The 16,516-nt window shown below is 68.1% G+C and carries 14 protein-coding genes; 2 read left to right on the top strand and 12 right to left on the bottom strand.

All coding sequences use genetic code 11. From position 1 onward, the window contains the following. Positions 1-179 precede the first annotated feature (179 nt). From etfB to ABE957_RS08580, 10 genes are all read right to left on the bottom strand, one after another. On the bottom strand, positions 180-983 hold the full coding sequence (gene etfB, locus ABE957_RS08625; RefSeq protein ID WP_349758257.1) for an electron transfer flavoprotein subunit beta: 804 nt from the start codon (positions 981-983) through the stop codon (positions 180-182). Continuing rightward, positions 973-2,265, bottom strand: a complete 1,293-nt coding sequence (etfA, locus tag ABE957_RS08620) for an electron transfer flavoprotein subunit alpha (RefSeq protein WP_349758256.1) — start codon at positions 2,263-2,265, stop codon at positions 973-975. The genes etfB and etfA overlap by 11 nt, the downstream gene beginning before the upstream one ends. Beyond that, on the bottom strand, positions 2,262-4,268 hold the full coding sequence (locus tag ABE957_RS08615) for a (Fe-S)-binding protein (protein WP_349758255.1): 2,007 nt from the start codon (positions 4,266-4,268) through the stop codon (positions 2,262-2,264). Before ABE957_RS08615 ends, etfA begins: the two co-directional genes overlap by 4 nt. Before the next feature lie 89 nt (positions 4,269-4,357). Beyond that, on the bottom strand, positions 4,358-6,430 hold the full coding sequence (gene dgcA / locus ABE957_RS08610) for a dimethylglycine demethylation protein DgcA (protein WP_349758254.1): 2,073 nt from the start codon (positions 6,428-6,430) through the stop codon (positions 4,358-4,360). 12 nt (positions 6,431-6,442) lie between these two features. After that, the gene (locus ABE957_RS08605; RefSeq protein WP_349758253.1) at positions 6,443-7,000 is read right to left on the bottom strand and encodes a DUF5943 domain-containing protein; all 558 of its coding nucleotides are present in this window, start codon (positions 6,998-7,000) and stop codon (positions 6,443-6,445) included. Between the two features lie 51 nt (positions 7,001-7,051). After that, entirely contained in the window at positions 7,052-8,029 is a 978-nt protein-coding gene (locus ABE957_RS08600) for a dipeptidase (RefSeq protein ID WP_349758252.1), read from the bottom strand. Between the two features lie 139 nt (positions 8,030-8,168). Next, the gene (gene mtgA, locus ABE957_RS08595) at positions 8,169-8,870 is read right to left on the bottom strand and encodes a monofunctional biosynthetic peptidoglycan transglycosylase (RefSeq protein ID WP_349758251.1); all 702 of its coding nucleotides are present in this window, start codon (positions 8,868-8,870) and stop codon (positions 8,169-8,171) included. Positions 8,871-8,880: 10 nt separating this feature from the next. Beyond that, entirely contained in the window at positions 8,881-10,017 is a 1,137-nt protein-coding gene (gene gbdR, locus ABE957_RS08590; protein ID WP_349758250.1) for a choline metabolism transcriptional regulator GbdR, read from the bottom strand. A gap of 275 nt (positions 10,018-10,292) precedes the next feature. Then, positions 10,293-11,150 carry an S-formylglutathione hydrolase gene (gene fghA, locus ABE957_RS08585; RefSeq protein ID WP_349758249.1) on the bottom strand — a complete coding sequence of 286 codons (858 nt, stop codon included), beginning with the start codon at positions 11,148-11,150 and terminating at the stop codon, positions 10,293-10,295. Positions 11,151-11,356: 206 nt separating this feature from the next. Next, positions 11,357-12,466, bottom strand: a complete 1,110-nt coding sequence (locus tag ABE957_RS08580) for an S-(hydroxymethyl)glutathione dehydrogenase/class III alcohol dehydrogenase (RefSeq protein ID WP_349758248.1) — start codon at positions 12,464-12,466, stop codon at positions 11,357-11,359. Positions 12,467-12,593: 127 nt separating this feature from the next. Between ABE957_RS08580 and ABE957_RS08575 the strand changes: the two genes are divergently transcribed. Further along, a complete protein-coding gene (locus ABE957_RS08575) occupies positions 12,594-13,484 on the top strand; it encodes a LysR family transcriptional regulator (RefSeq protein ID WP_349758247.1) in 891 nt (296 codons plus the stop codon). Between the two features lie 455 nt (positions 13,485-13,939). Then, complete coding sequence (gene gfa / locus ABE957_RS08570; RefSeq protein WP_349758246.1) at positions 13,940-14,509, top strand: S-(hydroxymethyl)glutathione synthase; 570 nt, start codon at positions 13,940-13,942, stop codon at positions 14,507-14,509. 78 nt (positions 14,510-14,587) lie between these two features. Here gfa and ABE957_RS08565 read toward each other — a convergent pair whose 3' ends face one another. Further along, a complete protein-coding gene (locus ABE957_RS08565; protein ID WP_349758245.1) occupies positions 14,588-15,571 on the bottom strand; it encodes a branched-chain amino acid ABC transporter permease in 984 nt (327 codons plus the stop codon). A 4-nt stretch (positions 15,572-15,575) separates the two neighbouring features. After that, positions 15,576-16,463, bottom strand: a complete 888-nt coding sequence (locus ABE957_RS08560) for a branched-chain amino acid ABC transporter permease (RefSeq protein ID WP_349758244.1) — start codon at positions 16,461-16,463, stop codon at positions 15,576-15,578. Positions 16,464-16,516: the final 53 nt, after the last annotated feature.

Here is a 16,516-nt window from a genome sequence, read left to right as displayed (position 1 = left end):
GGGCTGGGCCGCCGCTCTTCGACGATAGCCCTTTCCCTCGGCCGGAATGTTCCGAACGAGTCATCGCCATGCCAATTCGAGACATCGCAAGCCCCGCGTGGCGGCGACGCCATGGCCCGAGACGCGAAAGCCCCGGCACCAGGCCGGGGCTTTGCGTTGCGAGGCGGGACGCCGAGCGGCTAGCGCAGGACACCCTCCTCCTTGAGCAGCTTGAAGATGGCCTCAGCCCCCTCCTGTGGGGTGACCTCGGTGAGTACCTTCCCGCCCCCACCCTCGGCCTTGGCCGCGGCGGCCTTGAAGCGGTCTCGAGCCGAGGCGGCCTTGACGATCTTCAGGCGCTTGGGCCGCTTGCGCGCCGGCTGGACCTGCCACTGGGCCATGTCGGCGTCGTCCATCACCGGGGCCGCCTGCACCTCCAGGCGACCCCGCCGGGCCGGGCCATAGGCACTCTGGCGCGGGGCCGGCGCCGCCGCGTCGACGGTGACGATGGCCGGCAGGCGCACCTGGAGCCGGCGGCGCTGGCCCCGGGGCAGGGCCTGCAGCAGCGTGGCGACGCCCTCCTTGACCTCTTCCACGGCCGCCAGGCCACTGACCAGTGGCCAGCCCAGGCGCTCGGCGAGCAGGTAGGGCAGCAGGCCCGATCCCTCGCCCTGCTCGGCCCGCTCGCCGGCAATCACCAGCTGCGGCCCCGCCGCCTCGAGGGCCTCGGCCAGGGCGGGCAGCACGTCGGCCCCGGCGGGCTGCTCGAGCAGCGACAGGGAATCGAAGCCCATGCCCAGGTAGCCGCGCAGGGCCGACTCGCTACCCTCGTCGAGGCGGCCGGCATGCAGCAGCTCGACCTCGGCGCCGGTCAGGGTATGCGCCAGCTCCACCCCGCGGGCATCCTGGTCGGCGCGCCGGTCGCGCCCGGTCAGCGGATGGCGTCCCACGGAGACCAGCACGGTCACCGCGAGGGATCCCTCATGATGAGACTCAGGCCGCATTGCGCTTCTCCTCCCTTGACTGCTCCACCAGGGCGACCAGGGCCTCGAGCACCTTGGCCGAGTCACCGATCACCGCCAGGTCGGCGCGCTTGATCATGTCGCAGCCGGGATCCATGTTGATGGCCACCACCCTGTCGCAGGTCTGGATGCCCTGCAGATGCTGGATGGCCCCGCTGATGCCCACCGCCACGTAGACCCGGGCGGTGACCCAGGTGCCGGTGGCCCCGACCTGCCGGTCGCGGGCCATGAAGCCATCGTCCACGGCCACCCGGGATGCCCCCTCCGTGGCCCCGAGCACCTCGGCGGCATGATGGAAGGCCGCCCAGTCACCCACGCCGTTGCCGGCGGAGAGGATGAACTCGGCCTCGGAGAGCGCCACCCCGGCGGGGTCGACCGCCACCTGGCCGAGATCCTGGATGCGCGAGAGCTGGACGGGCAGGGCCTCGGGCAGCGCCAGGGGCTCGGCGACATGGCGCGTCTCGCTGACCGGTTCGGCACACTCGGCCAGGGCCAGCACCAGGCGGGGCATGGCGCGCTGGAAATCCACGGTGCCCGCCGCCCCGCGGGCGGTGCAGCGCCAGCCCAGGGGCGCCTCGCCGTCGGCCTCGAGCTGCCAGACGCCGGTGGCCGGACGCTCGCCGAGCCGGGCCGCCAGGCGCCGGCCGAGATCGGCTCCGCCCAGCTTGGAATCCGGCAGCAGCCAGTGCCGCGGGGTCCAGGCCCGGTCCATGGCGACCAGCGCGCCGAGGCGAGCCTCGGGGGCGAAGCCGTCGACCTCGGGCCCGGTGAGATGCAACAGACGGTCGACACCGGCCCCCTCGAAGTCGTCCTCCTTGTGGTCACCGAAGACCACGGTCAGCACCGCCCCGCGAGCCGCCGGATCGGCATCGGCCAGCTGGCGGGCCAGCCCCAGCAGGTCGCGGTCGTGAGCGGTCAGGCGACCGCCCGCCATGTCCGGCACCACGGCCACCAGGAAGGCCGGCGCCTCGATCTCGACCCGCGGCTTGCGCTCGGCGGCCGAGGCCCGAGCCCCAGCCGTGCGCTGGCCCTGCTGGGCCCCGCTGCGATCGATGCGCTTCACGCCCTTGGGCCCGATGAAGCCGACGGCGTGGGGGTTCCGGCGGATCAGGCCCTGGGGCCCCATCCATTCGCTGACCGCCCTCTCGTCGATACCCTGGCCGGCACTTTCTCCAAGTGCCGCCAGCACCTCGAGGTGTTGGGGATGCAGGCGGTTGCGGGCGATCCACTCCTTGCGGGGATCGCGACGTCGGATGTCGCTCATGACACTACCTCCTCGGCCAGCGGACGGGGCGTCCGCGCCTGATCCTTGCCATGCTTGCCCGCGCCGGCCGGCGGCTCGACCAGGGCGTCGGCCACCAGCTCGGCGATATCGCGGACCTCGGCGGCGCTGTCGACCACGCCCTCCAGCATGGCGGTGCACTGGGGGCAGCCCACGGCCACCAGCTCGGCACCGGTCTCGCGCACGTCACCCATGCGCATGTCCGGGATCCGCTGCTTGCCGGGGATGTCGGTGATCGGGGCGCCGCCACCGCCGCCGCAGCACCGCGAGCGGAAGCCGGACCGCTCCATCTCGGCGACCTGGATCCCCAGGGCGCGCAGGACGTTGCGCGGGGCCTCGAATTCGCCGTTGTAGCGGCCCAGGTAGCAGGGATCGTGATAGGTCACGCTGCCGCCCTTCCAGGGCCGGAAGGCCAGGCGACCCGCCTCATGGAGCTCGGCGATGAAGGTGCTGTGGTGGTAGACCCGGTAGTGCCCCCCCAGCTCGCCGTACTCGTTGCCCAGCACGTGGAAGCTGTGCGGGTCACAGGTGACGATCTGCTGGAAGCGGTACTTGGCCAGGGTGGCGATGTTGCGCCTGGCCAGGCTCTGGAAGGTCGCCTCGTCGCCAAGGCGGCGCGCCACGTCGCCACTGTCACGCTCCTCGTTGCCGAGCACGGCGAAGTCGACGCCGGCGGCGCGCAGCACCTTGACCAGCGACCTCAGGGTGCGCTGGTTGCGCATGTCGTAGGCCCCGTCGCCCAGCCACAGCAGCACGTCGACCTGCTGCAGGTCCGCCATCAGCGGCAGTTCCAGGTCGGCGGCCCAGTGCATCCGCGCACCGGGATCGAAGCCGCCGGGGTTGTCGGTGGCGATCAGGTTGTCGAGCACCTCGGCGCCCTTGTTGGGCGTGTTGCCGTGCTCCAGGGTCAGGAAGCGGCGCATGTCGACGATGGCATCGACGTGCTCGATCATCATCGGGCACTCCTCGACGCAGGCCCGGCAGGTGGTGCAGGACCACAGGGTCTCGGCGTCCACCAGGGCCTGGCCCTCGCGCGCCACGATGGGCCCCTGGGCATGGCCTTCGTGCTCGCCCACCGGCTTGCCGGGATAGGGGCTGCCGGCATAGGCGGCGTCGCTGCCGCCGGCCATGCCGACGACCATGTCCTGGATCAGCTTCTTGGGGTTGAGTGGCTGGCCGGCGGCGAAGGCCGGACAGGCCGCCTCGCAGCGACCGCACTGCACGCAGGCATCGAAGCCTAGCAGCTGGTTCCAGGTGAAGTCGCTAGGCGTCTCGACGCCCAGCGGCGCCTCGGGATCGTCCAGGTCCAGGGCCTTGAGGCCGGTGGAGCGCCCGCTTCCGCCCGTCCTGGTGGAAAAGCGCTCGGCCCGACGGTGGAAGGCCAAATGCAGGGCACCGGCGAAGGCGTGCTTCATGGGCCCGCCCCAGGTCATGCCGAAGAACATCTCGCCCAGGCCCCAGACCAGCACGGCCAAGAGCGCCAGTGCCAGGATCCAGCTACCGAAATCCTGAGGCAGCAGGCCCACCGTGGGCAGGGTGATGGCGAAGACGCTCAGCGAGAAGGCCATCAGGCTCTTGGGCAGGCGCATCCACGGGCCCCTGGAGAGCCGTGATGGCGGGTGGCGGCGCCGACGGGCCACGAAGCAGCTGCCGACGAACATGGTCGCGCTGGCGGCGAGCAGCAGCCAGCCGAGCGCGCCCTCGGCGACCTCAGAGCCCAGGCCCAGCCCGTGCACCAGGATCATCAGCACGGCCGCGGCGACGAAGCCGCCGGCGGTGGCCACGTGGGTGTTGGACATCGCCTTGTCGCGGGCCACCACATGGTGAAGATCCACCAGGTAGCGCCGCGGCATGGCGGCGAGCCCCTTGAGCAGGGAGACCCGGGCGGGACGCCCCTGGCGCCACAGGCGGACACGCCGCCCGGCGCCGATCACCGCCAGCGCCAGGGCGGCGGCGATCAGGATCGGCAGGAGGGTATCGAGCATCTCGGCTCACCTCGCAATCTTGGAATTATTGGACGACCCGGTCATCGCGACCGGGTCGTTGAGGCCGCTTGTGTCGACGCCGCGCTCGGCTAGAAGTCCTTGCAGAGGCGCAGGGCGTCGTAGATCGCCGCATGGGTGTTGCGCGGGGCACTGCAGTCACCGAGCCGGAACAGCAGCGGTCCCTCGCCCTCCTCGCTCAGACACGGCTGGGGCTGGATGGCGTAGAGGGCCTCCAGGTCCACCTGGCCCCTGTTGCGGGAGCGGGGCTTCAGGGCGTAGTAGAGGGCCTCGTCGGGTCGCACGCCGTTCTCCACCACCACCTGGTCGACCACGCGCTCCTCCTGGGTGCCGGTGTACTCGTTCTCGAGTACCGCCACCAGGGAATCGCCCTCCCGGTAGACCTTGTGCAGCATCAGGTCGGAGGTCATGATCACCTCCTTCTTATAGAGGCTGCGGTAGTAGGTCGGGAAGGTGGTACCGCCCACCGCCGCACCCGGCTTGATGTCATCGGTGACGATCTCGACCTTGGCCCCCTTGTCGGCCAGGAAGTCCGCCGCGGACATGCCCGAGAACTCGCAGATGGCGTCGTAGATCAGCACGTTCTTGCCCGGCTCGACCCGGCCGTTGAGGATGTCCCAGGTGCTGACCACCAGGCTCTCCTCGGGATTCTCCGCATAGCCCCACTCGGGATGCTGCTCGAGGTAGGGATGCCCCCCGGTCGCCAGCACCACGATGTCCGGGCGCAGGTCCAGGATGGTGGCCTCGTCGGCCCGGGTGCCCAGGCGCTGGTCGACGCCAAGCCGCGCCAGCTCCAGCTGGTACCAGCGGGTGATACCGGCGATCTGGTCACGCTGGGGCGCCTTCGAGGCCGTGGTGATCTGCCCGCCCAGGCTATCGGCGGCCTCGAACAAGGTGACCGCATGGCCCCGCTCGGCGGCGACCCGTGCCGCCTCCATGCCGCCGGGTCCACCGCCGACCACCACGACCGTGCGCGTCGGCCCCTCGGAAGCCTCGATGATGTGCGGCAGGCCCATGTACTCCCGGGAGGTGGCGGCATTCTGGATGCACAGCACGTCCAGCCCCTGGTACTGGCGGTCGATGCAGTAGTTGGCCCCCACGCACTGCTTGATCTGGTCGACCTGGCCCATCTTGATCTTGGCGATCAGGTGCGGGTCGGCGATGTGCGCCCGGGTCATGCCGACCAGGTCGACGTAGCCGCCCTCGAGAATGCGCTCGGCCTGGTTGGGATCCTTGATGTTCTGGGCGTGGATCACCGGCGCCTTGACCACTTCCTTGATGCCGGCGGCCAGGTGCAGGAAGGGCTCCGGCGGATAGGCCATGTTGGGGATGACGTTGGCCAGGGTGTCATGGGTATCGCAGCCCGAGCCGATCACGCCGAAGAAGTCGACCTGGCCGGTGGCGTCGTAGTAGGCGGCGATCTGCTTCATGTCCTCGTGGGACAGGCCGTCCGGATGGAACTCGTCGCCACAGATGCGCATGCCCACCACGAAGTCGTCGCCGACCTCGGCGCGCACCGCCTTGAGCACCTCCATGCCGAAACGCATGCGATTCTCGAAGCTGCCGCCCCACTGGTCCTCGCGCTTGTTGACCCGCGGGCTCCAGAACTGGTCGATCAGGTGCTGGTGGACGGCGGACAGCTCGACGCCGTCCAGCCCCCCTGCCTTCGCCCGCCGCGCGGCCTGGGCGAAGTCGCCGATGATGCGCCAGATGTCCTCCTCCTCGATGGTCTTGCAGGTCGAGCGGTGGACCGGCTCACGGATCCCCGAGGGCGACACCAGGGTCGACCAGTCGAAGCCGTCCCAGCGCGAGCGGCGCCCCATGTGGGTGATCTGGATCATGATCTTGCCGCCATGCTTGTGCACGGCATCGGCGAGGTTCTGGAAGTGCGGGATGATGCGGTCAGTGGCGAGGTTGACCGAGCTCCACCAGCCCTGGGGGCTGTCGATGGAGACCACCGAGGAGCCGCCGCAGATGGAAAGCCCCACGCCGCCCTTGGCCTTCTCCTCGTAGTACTTGACGTAGCGGTCGGTGGTCATGCCGCCGTCGGTGGCATGCACCTCGGCATGGGCGGTGCTGACCACGCGGTTGCGGATGGTCAGGTTGCCGATCTGGATCGGCTGGAAGATCGCGTCGAATGCCATGGTGATGCCTCCTCAGGCCTGCCCGGTGGTAGTGAGCGCGTCGAGCGGACGGGTCACGAAGATTCCGACGTCGCAGCCTTGCTCGGCGCCGCTCTGGGTCTGTTCGGCGACGGTGCGCAGCTCGCTTCCGCGGGCGGCGAGGATCTGGTCCATGGCGCCGGCGAACCAGCCGGTGAACATGTACTCGACGCGGCGGCCCACCTTGCCCAATTGATAGACGAAGGCGCTATGCTCGAGGCGCACCCGGCAGGTCCCCGCCTCGAGGTCGATGGCCTCGGTCACAAACTTGCCCCAGCCGCGCTGGGACAGGCGCTTCATGTAGTGCTCGAAGACCGCCTCGCCCTCGAGGCCGTGGCATTCGGCCTCCTTCTCGCACCAGTGCCAGGCACTCTTGTAGCCGGCCTGATAGAGGATCTCGGCGTACTTCTCGGCGCCCAGCGCCTCTTCCACGGCCACGTGGTTGTTTATGAAGAAGTGCCGGGGCACGTAGAGCATGGGCAGCGCATCGGTGGTCCAGACGCCGGTCTCGGCATCCACGTCAATGGGCAGTTCGGGGGCCATCTTGGTCACGGTGTCACTCACTCGAATTGTTATTGGAAGCGTGGTCAGAGGGTGGGGCGATCATTCGCCCCAGACGTCGCGCAGCACGCGGACCCAGTTCTCGCCCATGATCTTGCGGACCTGGGCTTCGCTGAAGCCACGGCGCGAGAGCGCCTCGGTGAGGTTCCCGAATTCGCCGATGGTGCGAATGCCCTCGGGATTGATGATCTTGCCGAAGCGCGTCAGGCGACGGGCATAGCCCTTGTCGTGGGTCAGCCACTCGAAGAAGGCCTGGTCGTGGCCCTGGGTGAAGTCGGTGCCGATGCCGATGGCATCCTCGCCGACGATGTTCATCACGTACTCGATGGCCTCGACATAGTCGTCGACGGTGGCATCCACCCCGGCCCGCAGGAAGGGCGTGAACATGGTCACGCCGACGAAGCCGCCATGGTCGGCGATGAACTTGAGTTCCGCGTCGGACTTGTTGCGGGGATGCTCCTTGAGCCCGGAGGGCAGGCAGTGGGAGTAGCAGACCGGCTTCTCGGAGGCCTCGATGACCTCGCGGGAGGTGGTCTCGCCGACATGGGAGAGATCGCACATGATGCCCACGCGGTTCATCTCGGCGACGATCTCATGGCCGAAACCGGACAGGCCGCCGTCACGTTCGTAGCAGCCGGTGCCCACGAGATTCTGGGTGTTGTAGCACATCTGCACGATGCCCACGCCGAGCTTCTTGAAGATCTCGACGTAGCCGATCTGGTCCTCGAAGGCATGGGCATTCTGGAAGCCGTAGATGATCCCGGTCTTGCCCTCCTCCTTGGCCCGAGTGATGTCGGCGGCAGTCCGCACCGGGCGCACCAGGTCGCTGGACTCGGCCATCAGGGCATTGCTCCTGACGATATTGTCGACGGTGGCCTGGAAACCCTCCCAGACCGAGACCGTGCAGTTGGCGGCGGTCAGGCCGCCCCTGCGCATGTCCTCGAACAGCTCGCGGTTCCACTTGGCGATAACGAGGCCATCGATGACGATGGCGTCCTGGTGCAGCTCGGCTGGGGTCATGACGGGGCTCCGGAAGAATGCATGAACTTGCCGGCAGCATATCCCTCGCCCCCCGGGGCTCGGCGCCTGGAAGCGACCGGGAAGATTCCAAAAGCGTCATGGCCGTCGCGATCGCGACATGGCGGAAATCGGCAGGCTCCTAGAGCCGGTCGAGGTAGGCGGGACCGCCCAGGTTGTGCATCTGGCGACGAATCCAGGCGCTGCGGCGCAGCACGTGGTCCCCGGGACGGGAGGCGCTCCAGCCGCGGGGATTGGGCAGGATGGCGGCCAGGCGACTGGCCTGGACCACGCTGAGCTGCGACGCGGAGACTCCGAAGTAGTGGCGGGACGCGGCCTCCAGGCCGAAGACGCCGTCATCCCACTCGGCGATATTGAGGTAGACCTCGAGGATCCGCTCCTTGGGCCAGAGCATCTCGATGAGCAGGGTGAACCAGGCCTCCAGGCCCTTGCGTACCCAGCTGCGGTCGGTCCACAGGAAGAGGTTCTTGGCGGTCTGCTGACTGAGGGTACTGGCGCCGCGCAGGTCACCGCCGTTGAGACTGGCGGTCACGGCACGACGCAACTCGACCAGGTCGAAGCCGTGATGCACGGGGAAGCGCTGGTCCTCGGCGGCGATCACCGCCAGCTTGGCCTGGGGGGACAGCGCATCCCAGGGGCGCCACTCCTGGCGGATATCCAGCGACTCGCCGGCGCGCCAGGCCTCCACCTTGCGCTCGAACATCACCATGGAGCCGCCCAGCGGCACCACCCGAAGCATCAGCACCAGCAGGACCGACAGCCCCACCCAGCCCAGCAGGGCGAGTCCCAGGAAACGCGCCACCCGACGCCCCCAGTTGCGCATCAGGCCTCGCTCATATCATGAGCCGCACACTGGCATAGGTGGGCTCTCCACGAGCCTGGGCCAGGGCGTTCATGGCCGCGGACACCGGCTCGATGACCGGCTCGTAGGAGGCGGACTGCAGCAGGGCCGCCGCCTCCTTGCCCAGGGACACGGGCACCAGGTCCACGCGACTGCTGCCCAGCCGCTCGTCCCGGGGCGGGATGCCGAAGTATTCCCGGTAGCACTTGGAGAAGTGCGGCGTGGAGACGAAGCCGCAGGCCGACGACACCTCGATGATCGACATCGCAGTCTGCTTGAGCAGCTGGCGGGCCCGCGTCAGTCGCAGCTTGAGGTAGTAGCGCGACGGCGAGCAGTGCAGATTCTTCTGGAACAGCCGCTCGAGCTGGCGGCGCGAGACGTTCACGTAGTCGGCCAGCTCGTCGAGGCTGATGGGCTCCTCGAGGTTGGCCTCCATCAGCGCGACGATCTCCAGCAGGCGTGGCTGGGTGGTGCCCAGCACGTGCTTGAGCGGCACCCGCTGTTGATCCTGCTCGTTGCGCACCCGATCGTAGATGAACATCTCGGAGATGCCCGCCGCGAGCTCGCGCCCGTGGTCGCGGCCGATCAGGGTCAGCATCATGTCCAGCGGCGCGGTGCCGCCGGAGGAGGTGGCGCGATCGCGGTCGATGGAGAACAGCCGGGTGGTGAGCGCGACCTTGGGGAAGGCCTCCTGCATGGCGGCCAGGCATTCCCAGTGCACGCTGGCCTCGTAGCCGTCGAGCAGCCCCGCCCGGGCCAGGGCCCAGGTCCCCGTGCAGACCGCGCCCAGGCGACGCGACTGCCGGGCCTGGGACTGCAGCCAGGTGACATACTCGCGCGGGACGCTGCGCTGGGGCCCCACCCCGCCGCAGACGATCACCGTGTCCATCGCCAGCGGCACCGTGGTGCCCGCATCCGGGGTGACCTGGAGACCATCGCTGGCCTTCACCGGGGCGCCATCGAGGCTCAGGGTGAACCAGCGATAGAGCTCGCGGCCGGCCAGCTGGTTGGCCATGCGCAAGGGCTCGATGGCCGAGGCCAGGGAAATGAGGGTGAAGTCGTCCATCAGCAGGAAGCCGATAGTCTGGGGGGCGGCGGCAGTGCGTGAGACCTGGGGAGCGGCTGTCATTCGGGTACTCCAGCGCAAGTATCTTTATGCCCTGTCCGTTTGCCATTGCTCTTCGGAATGAGGGCGTTGGGCATGACGGCCGCGTCAGGTGTCGCTGTCAGGCATGCTCACTGCGAAATGTACCCCGCGTGTCGCTTTCTGGCATGTCAAATTTGCCTATCGCCTGGCCGTTCCCGGTGGACTGCGACAATCATGCCGCTCACGACCATCCGCATGTCGCTCCTGGCTACGCGCCGGCAGGGTAACACGCCGCCCCGCAGGGCGGCATGCTCCCGTCAGCGGGTCGCGTGCAGATGCCTGGCGTGGTAGCGCAGATGCTCCTCGATGAAGGTCGCGATGAAGAAATAGCTGTGGTCGTAGCCGGGCTGGCGGCGCAGGGTCAGCGGGTGGTCGTGCTCGGCGCACACGGCCTCGAGGCGCTCTGGGCAGAGCTGCTCCTCGAGGAAGTCGTCGGCCTCGCCCTGATCGATGAAGAGCGGCTGGCTCGAGGCGCCGCGGGCCACCAGCTCGCAGGCATCGTACTGGGTCCAGAGCCCGCGATCCTCACCCAGGTAGCCGGCGAAGGCCTTCTGCCCCCAGGGGCACTCGCTGGGATTGACGACCGGGGAGAAGGCCGACACCGCCCGATAGTGGCCGGGACGCCGCAGCGCCAGGATCAGCGCGCCGTGCCCGCCCATGGAGTGGCCGCTGATCGATTCGCGGCCGTTGACCGGGAAGTGCTGGCGCACCACCGAGGGCAGTTCCTCGGCCACGTAGTCGTACATGCGGTAGTGCTTCTTCCAGGGCTCGCGGGTGGCGTTGACGTAGAAGCCCGCGCCGCTGCCGAAGTCGTAGCTGTCGTCCTCGCCCGGCAGGTTGGTGCCGCGGGGACTGGTGTCGGGGCAGACGATGGCGATGCCGAGCTCGGCCGCCACCCGATGTGCGCCGGCCTTCTGCATGAAGTTCTCATCGGTGCAGGTCAGCCCGGACAGCCACCACATCAGCGGCACGCGCTCGGTCTCCGCCTGGGGCGGCAGGTAGATGGCGAAGTTCATCTCGCAGTCCAGCGCCCGGGAGCGGTGGCGATAGCGCTTGTGCCAGCCACCGAAGCTCTTGTTGGCCGAGACCAGCTCGAGATGTTCGGTCATGGTCATGAATGTTTCTCCTGAAGGCCGGGGAAACCCCAGCCTAACCTGTCACTCATATAGCAGCGAAGAATCGCTGGTCGTTCAGGTGCTGCCTTTCTCGCGCGTCACCCGGCGTCGGACATGAATCGCCTTCCTCGCGCATCACATGGCACCAGGCGCAGGCTATTCGCGCGGCGCCGGGCGCGTATCAGTTGCGCGACACCGGGCGCATGTTAAAAGTGCAGCACGGTGCGGATGCTCTCGCCCCGATGCAGCAGCTCGAAGGCCTCGTTGATCTTCTCGAAGGGCATGTCGTGGGTGATGAAGTCGTCGATGTTGATCTCGCCCTTCATGTAGCGATCCACGTAGCCCGGAAGCTCGGTGCGTCCCTTGACGCCGCCGAAGGCGGAGCCCTTCCAGACCCGGCCGGTGACCAGCTGGAAAGGCCGCGTGGAGATCTCCTCGCCGGCCCCGGCCACGCCGATGATCACCGACTCGCCCCAGCCCTTGTGGCAGCACTCCAGGGCGGAACGCATGACGTTGACGTTGCCGATGCACTCGAAGGAGTAGTCGACGCCGCCGTCGGTCATCTCGACGATCACCTCCTGGATGCTGGCGGCGTGGTCCTTGGGATTGACGAAGTCGGTGGCGCCGAACTGACGCGCGAGCTCGAACTTCTCCGGATTGACGTCGATGGCGATGATGCGGCTGGCCTTGGCCATCTGCGCGCCCTGGATCACCGCCAGGCCGATGGCGCCCAGGCCGAACACCGCCACCGTAGAGCCCGGCTCGACCTTGGCGGTGTTCATCACCGCGCCGATGCCGGTGGTCACGCCGCAGCCGAGCAGGCAGATCTTGTCCAGCGGCGCCTCCTTGGAGACCACCGCCAGCGACACCTCGGGCAGCACGGTGTACTCGCTGAAGGTCGAGCAGCCCATGTAGTGGTGCAGCGGCTTGCCGTCGAGGGATAAGCGTGAGGTGCCGTCGGGCATCACGCCCTTGCCCTGGGTGGCGCGCACCGAGCTGCACAGGTTGGTCTTGCCGGAGAGGCAGAACTTGCACTGGCCGCACTCGGCGGTATAGAGCGGAATGACGTGGTCGCCGGGGCGCACGCTGGTGACGCCCTCGCCCACCTCCTGCACGATGCCGGCGCCTTCGTGGCCCAGCACCGCCGGGAAGTTGCCTTCCGGGTCGGCGCCGGAGAGGGTAAAGGCGTCGGTGTGACAGACGCTGGTGGCGGCCATCTTGACCAGCACCTCGCCGGCCTTCGGGCCTTCGACGTCGATCTCGACCAGTTCCAGGGGCTTGCCGGCTTCCAGGGCGACCGCAGCGCGAGACTTCATGGCATCTTCCTCGTTCGGTGTGTAATGCATCGGGTTACAGTCTAGGCAATCCGCGCCGCCGGGATAAACTGCATCAAACGCAGAACATTATTGTCACACAGCAACAATCGCATCGACAGGAGGCATCATGCAGCGCTGGGATCGGGTCGAGGCCTTCGTCGAGGTGGTGCGCCTGGGCGCCTTCAAGGCCGCGGCCGAGCGCTTGAAGGTCTCGAGCTCTCACGTCAGCCGGCTGGTCAGCCAGCTCGAGAACCAGCTCGGCACCACCCTGCTCTACCGCACCACGCGGCGCATCCGCCTCACCGAGGCCGGCACCCTCTACTACCAGCACTGCCACCACCTGTTCGACGGCTTCCGCGAGGCCGAGGCCGCGATCAAGGACCTGCAGGCGCGCCCCAGCGGCGTGCTGAGCCTGACCTCGGCCACCACCTTCGGGGAGCGCTTCGTGGCGCCGCTGGTCAACGACTTCCAGTGCCGCCACCCGCAGCTGGGCGTGCGGCTGCAGCTGACCAATCGGCAGGTCGACCTGATCGACGAGGGCTTCGACATCGCCATCCGCATGGGCCATCTCGAGGACTCCTCGATGATCGCCCGCCGGCTCTGCGAGCGGCGCGAGTACGTGGTCGGCTCGCCGGCCTACTTCACCCATCGCCCCCAGCCCCACGCCCTCTCCGAGCTCTCCCATCACCGCTGCCTGGTGGGCTCGCGCGACCACTGGCGCTTCGCCGTGGAGGGGGTGCGCCGCGAGGTGCGCATCGAGGGCCCCTGGGAGAGCAACTCGGGGCCGGCGCTGCTGGATGCCGCGCTCAAGGGCCTGGGGCTTGCCCAGCTGCCGGACTACTACGTGGAGCCCCACCTGGCGAGCGGCGAGCTGATCAGCGTGCTCGACGCCTATCGGCACGACGACAGCGCGGTCTGGGCGGTCACCCCACGCCATCGCCACCGTTCGCCGAAGATCCGCCAGTTCATCGACTTCCTGGTCGAGCACCTCCCCGAGCGGCTGCCGCGGCGGCGCTGAGCCCCGCCGAGGGTTCCCGGAATATCCGTCGCCTTGGCAAAGAGCCGCACCGCTTGTCGCCATAAAGGGGCGCACCGAGCGGTCGGACGACGTGGATCGCCACATGAACGGCGAGAGCAACATCGACGCCCTCCCATCACCCACGGCATGCCCTTCGAGAAGATCCACGAGGCCCTCGAGCTGCTGCATCGGGGTGAGAGCATCCGCAGCGTTCTACACTACTGATGGTGGGACAACCGGCAGGTACCGCCAGGCCCACCACGACTCGGGTGATCGCCATACTGACAAGACCACAAGAGGAGCGGAAGCCCATGAGCCTGATGGATACCTTGAAGCGCTGGTTCGGCGGCCAGGGGGCGAGACCCTCGACAACGCCTCAGCAGGGCCGTGAACGACCCGCGACCACCACGGCGACATCTTCCACAGCAGCCACACCCCCCCAGGGAGCCACCACCATGAGCGAGATCAGCATCCATCCGGCCGTGGATAGCGGTGTGCGTGCCGGGAGCGACAGCTTCAACGGCGGCACCCTGCATTGCCACTGTACCGACAACCCCGTCGAAGTGACCGTCGAGGCGCAGTGCGCCCACAATCATGTGTGCGGCTGCACCAAGTGCTGGAAACCCGAGGGGGCCCTGTTCTCGATGGTCGCCGTGGTACCCCGCGACAACCTCAGCGTTACCGCCAACGAGGACAAGCTGGACGTCGTCGACACCTCGGCCGCCATCCAGCGCCATGCCTGCAAGGAGTGCGGGGTTCACATGTTCGGCCGCATCGAGAATACCGACCACCCCTTCCACGGCCTGGACTTCATCCACACGGAACTCTCCGACGACACCGGCTGGGCGGCGCCGGAGTTCGCCGCCTTCGTCTCCTCGATCATCGAGTCGGGCGCCAATCCGGACCACATGGACAAGGTCCGCGGCCAGCTAAAGGCGTTGGGCCTGGAACCCTACGACTGCCTGTCGCCACCGCTGATGGATGCCATCGCCATCCATACGGCCAAGGCCAAGGGAGTCCTGTGACGTCCTCCACCGCCGGTGCCACCCAGAACGCCATCGGGCGCCCCGTGGGGCGCCCGATGGCGTTCCTGCCGCGACGACCTACTTGAAGTTCTTGCGCACCAGCTTGTCGATCTCGCCGACGATGCCGCTGCGAAAGCTCAGCACGCAGATCACGAAGATCGCACCGAGGATCACGCTGACCCAGTTGCCGATCGGCGACTGCGCCAGCTGCGTCTGCAGGCTGACCACCAGGCCGGCACCCACCACGGGGCCGAACAGCGTGCCCACTCCGCCCAGCAGGGTCATCAGGATCACCTCGCCGGACATGTGCCAGTGGGCGTCGGTCAGCGAGGCCAGCTGGAACACCACCGTCTTGGTGGAACCGGCGAGGCCAGCGAGGCCCGCGGAGATGACGAAGGCCACCAGCTTGTAGGCATCAACGTTGTAGCCCAGCGACACCGCCCGGGGCTCGTTCTCGCGAATCGCCTTGAGCACCTGGCCGAAGGGCGAGTGCACGGTACGCTGGATGATCGCGAAGCCGATCACGAAGATCGCCAGCACGAAGTAGTACATCGGCAGGTTGTCGGAGAGGCTGATCAGCCCGAACAGCTCGCCGCGCGGCACGCCGTGCAGGCCGTCCTCGCCCCCGGTGAAGGGCGCCTGGATGAAGAAGAAGTACACCATCTGCGCCAGCGCCAGGGTCACCATGGCGAAGTAGATGCCCTGGCGACGGATCGACAGCACGCCGAAGAAGGTGCCGAGCACCACCGCCGCCAGGGTACCGATCAGGATGCCGGCCTCCGGCGTCAGGCCCGGGTAGCTCGAGAGCATGATGCCGGTGAAGTAGCCCCCGGTGGCCAGGAAGGCCGCATGGCCGAAGGAGAGCAACCCGGCATAGCCCAGCAGCAGGTTGAAGGCGCAGGCGAAAAGCGCGAAGCACAGCACCTTCATCAGGAACACCGGGTAGATGGCGAGCGGGGCCAGCAGGGCCAGCGCCAGCAGCACCAGGTAGAGCAGGTTGCGCCGCAACCGCGCGCTGCGCTGACGCTGCATGGCGGGGGTCAGGGAGTGGGTCGTAGCCATGGCGTCATGCCTCCTTGCCGAAGAGACCCGAGGGGCGCAGCAGCAGCACCAGGATCATCACCAGGAAGATCACGGTGTTGGCCGCCTCGGGGTAGTAGACCTTGGTGAGGCCCTCGATCAGGCCCATGGCGAGACCGGTGAGGATCGCGCCGAGGATCGACCCCATGCCGCCGATCACCACCACCGCGAAGACCACGATCAAAAGGCTCGAGCCCATGGTCGGCGAGACCGGATAGAGGGGTGCGGCCAGCACCCCGGCGAAGGCGGCCAGCGCCACGCCGAAGCCGTAGGTCAGGGTGATCAGCTGCGGCACGTTCACGCCGAAGGCCTGCATCAGCGCGGGGTTCTCGGTGCCGGCGCGCAGGTAGGCCCCGAGGCGGGTGCGCTCGATGATGAACCAGGTGCCGCCGCAGACCACCAGCGCCGCCACCAGCACCCAGGCGCGATAGGTCGGCAGGAACATGAAGCCGAGGTTCAGGCCGCCCTGGAGCGCCTCGGGGGTGGGATAGCTCGACCCCGAGACCCCGAAGATGTTGATCAGAGTGCCCTCGAAGATCAGCGCCAGGCCGTAGGTGAGCAGCAGCCCGTAGAGATGGTCGAGGTGGGCGATGCGCCTGAGGATCAGCCGCTCGAGCACCGCCCCCAGGGTCCCCACCACCAGCGGCACCAGCAGCAGCGCGGCCCAGTAGTTGATGCCCAGGTACTCCAGGGCCAGCATCGCCGCGAAGGCGCCCAGCATGTACTGGGCTCCGTGGGCAAAGTTGATGATCTTCAACAACCCGAAGATCACCGCCAGCCCCAGGCTCAGCAGGGCATAGAAGGCACCGTTGATCAGGCCCAGCATCAGCTGGCCCATGAACACCGCCAACGGCACCCCGAATATCATCGTCATGTCACGTTCCTCCCGTCAGAGGGGCGGCGGCCGTGGCCGCCGCCCTGCCTCGA

It is taken from the genome of Halomonas pelophila (assembly GCF_040196315.1).
GTDB lineage: Bacteria > Pseudomonadota > Gammaproteobacteria > Pseudomonadales > Halomonadaceae > Halomonas > Halomonas pelophila.
This window is presented reverse-complemented; position numbering and strand designations above follow the sequence as displayed.

What these genes read in the sequence shown, in the direction of transcription:
- ABE957_RS08600 (WP_349758252.1), bottom strand. Translation starts at nt 8,029, where the DNA reads ATGACCCCAGCCGAGCTGCACCAGGACGCCATCGTCATCGATGGCCTC.
- ABE957_RS08565 (WP_349758245.1), bottom strand. Translation starts at nt 15,571, where the DNA reads ATGGCTACGACCCACTCCCTGACCCCCGCCATGCAGCGTCAGCGCAGC.
- dgcA (WP_349758254.1), bottom strand. Translation starts at nt 6,430, where the DNA reads ATGGCATTCGACGCGATCTTCCAGCCGATCCAGATCGGCAACCTGACC.
- gbdR (WP_349758250.1), bottom strand. Translation starts at nt 10,017, where the DNA reads ATGACAGCCGCTCCCCAGGTCTCACGCACTGCCGCCGCCCCCCAGACT.
- fghA (WP_349758249.1), bottom strand. Translation starts at nt 11,150, where the DNA reads ATGACCATGACCGAACATCTCGAGCTGGTCTCGGCCAACAAGAGCTTC.
- etfA (WP_349758256.1), bottom strand. Translation starts at nt 2,265, where the DNA reads ATGAGCGACATCCGACGTCGCGATCCCCGCAAGGAGTGGATCGCCCGC.
- ABE957_RS08615 (WP_349758255.1), bottom strand. Translation starts at nt 4,268, where the DNA reads ATGCTCGATACCCTCCTGCCGATCCTGATCGCCGCCGCCCTGGCGCTG.
- ABE957_RS08580 (WP_349758248.1), bottom strand. Translation starts at nt 12,466, where the DNA reads ATGAAGTCTCGCGCTGCGGTCGCCCTGGAAGCCGGCAAGCCCCTGGAA.
- gfa (WP_349758246.1), top strand. Translation starts at nt 13,940, where the DNA reads ATGAGCGAGATCAGCATCCATCCGGCCGTGGATAGCGGTGTGCGTGCC.
- ABE957_RS08575 (WP_349758247.1), top strand. Translation starts at nt 12,594, where the DNA reads ATGCAGCGCTGGGATCGGGTCGAGGCCTTCGTCGAGGTGGTGCGCCTG.
- etfB (WP_349758257.1), bottom strand. Translation starts at nt 983, where the DNA reads ATGCGGCCTGAGTCTCATCATGAGGGATCCCTCGCGGTGACCGTGCTG.
- ABE957_RS08560 (WP_349758244.1), bottom strand. Translation starts at nt 16,463, where the DNA reads ATGACGATGATATTCGGGGTGCCGTTGGCGGTGTTCATGGGCCAGCTG.
- mtgA (WP_349758251.1), bottom strand. Translation starts at nt 8,870, where the DNA reads ATGCGCAACTGGGGGCGTCGGGTGGCGCGTTTCCTGGGACTCGCCCTG.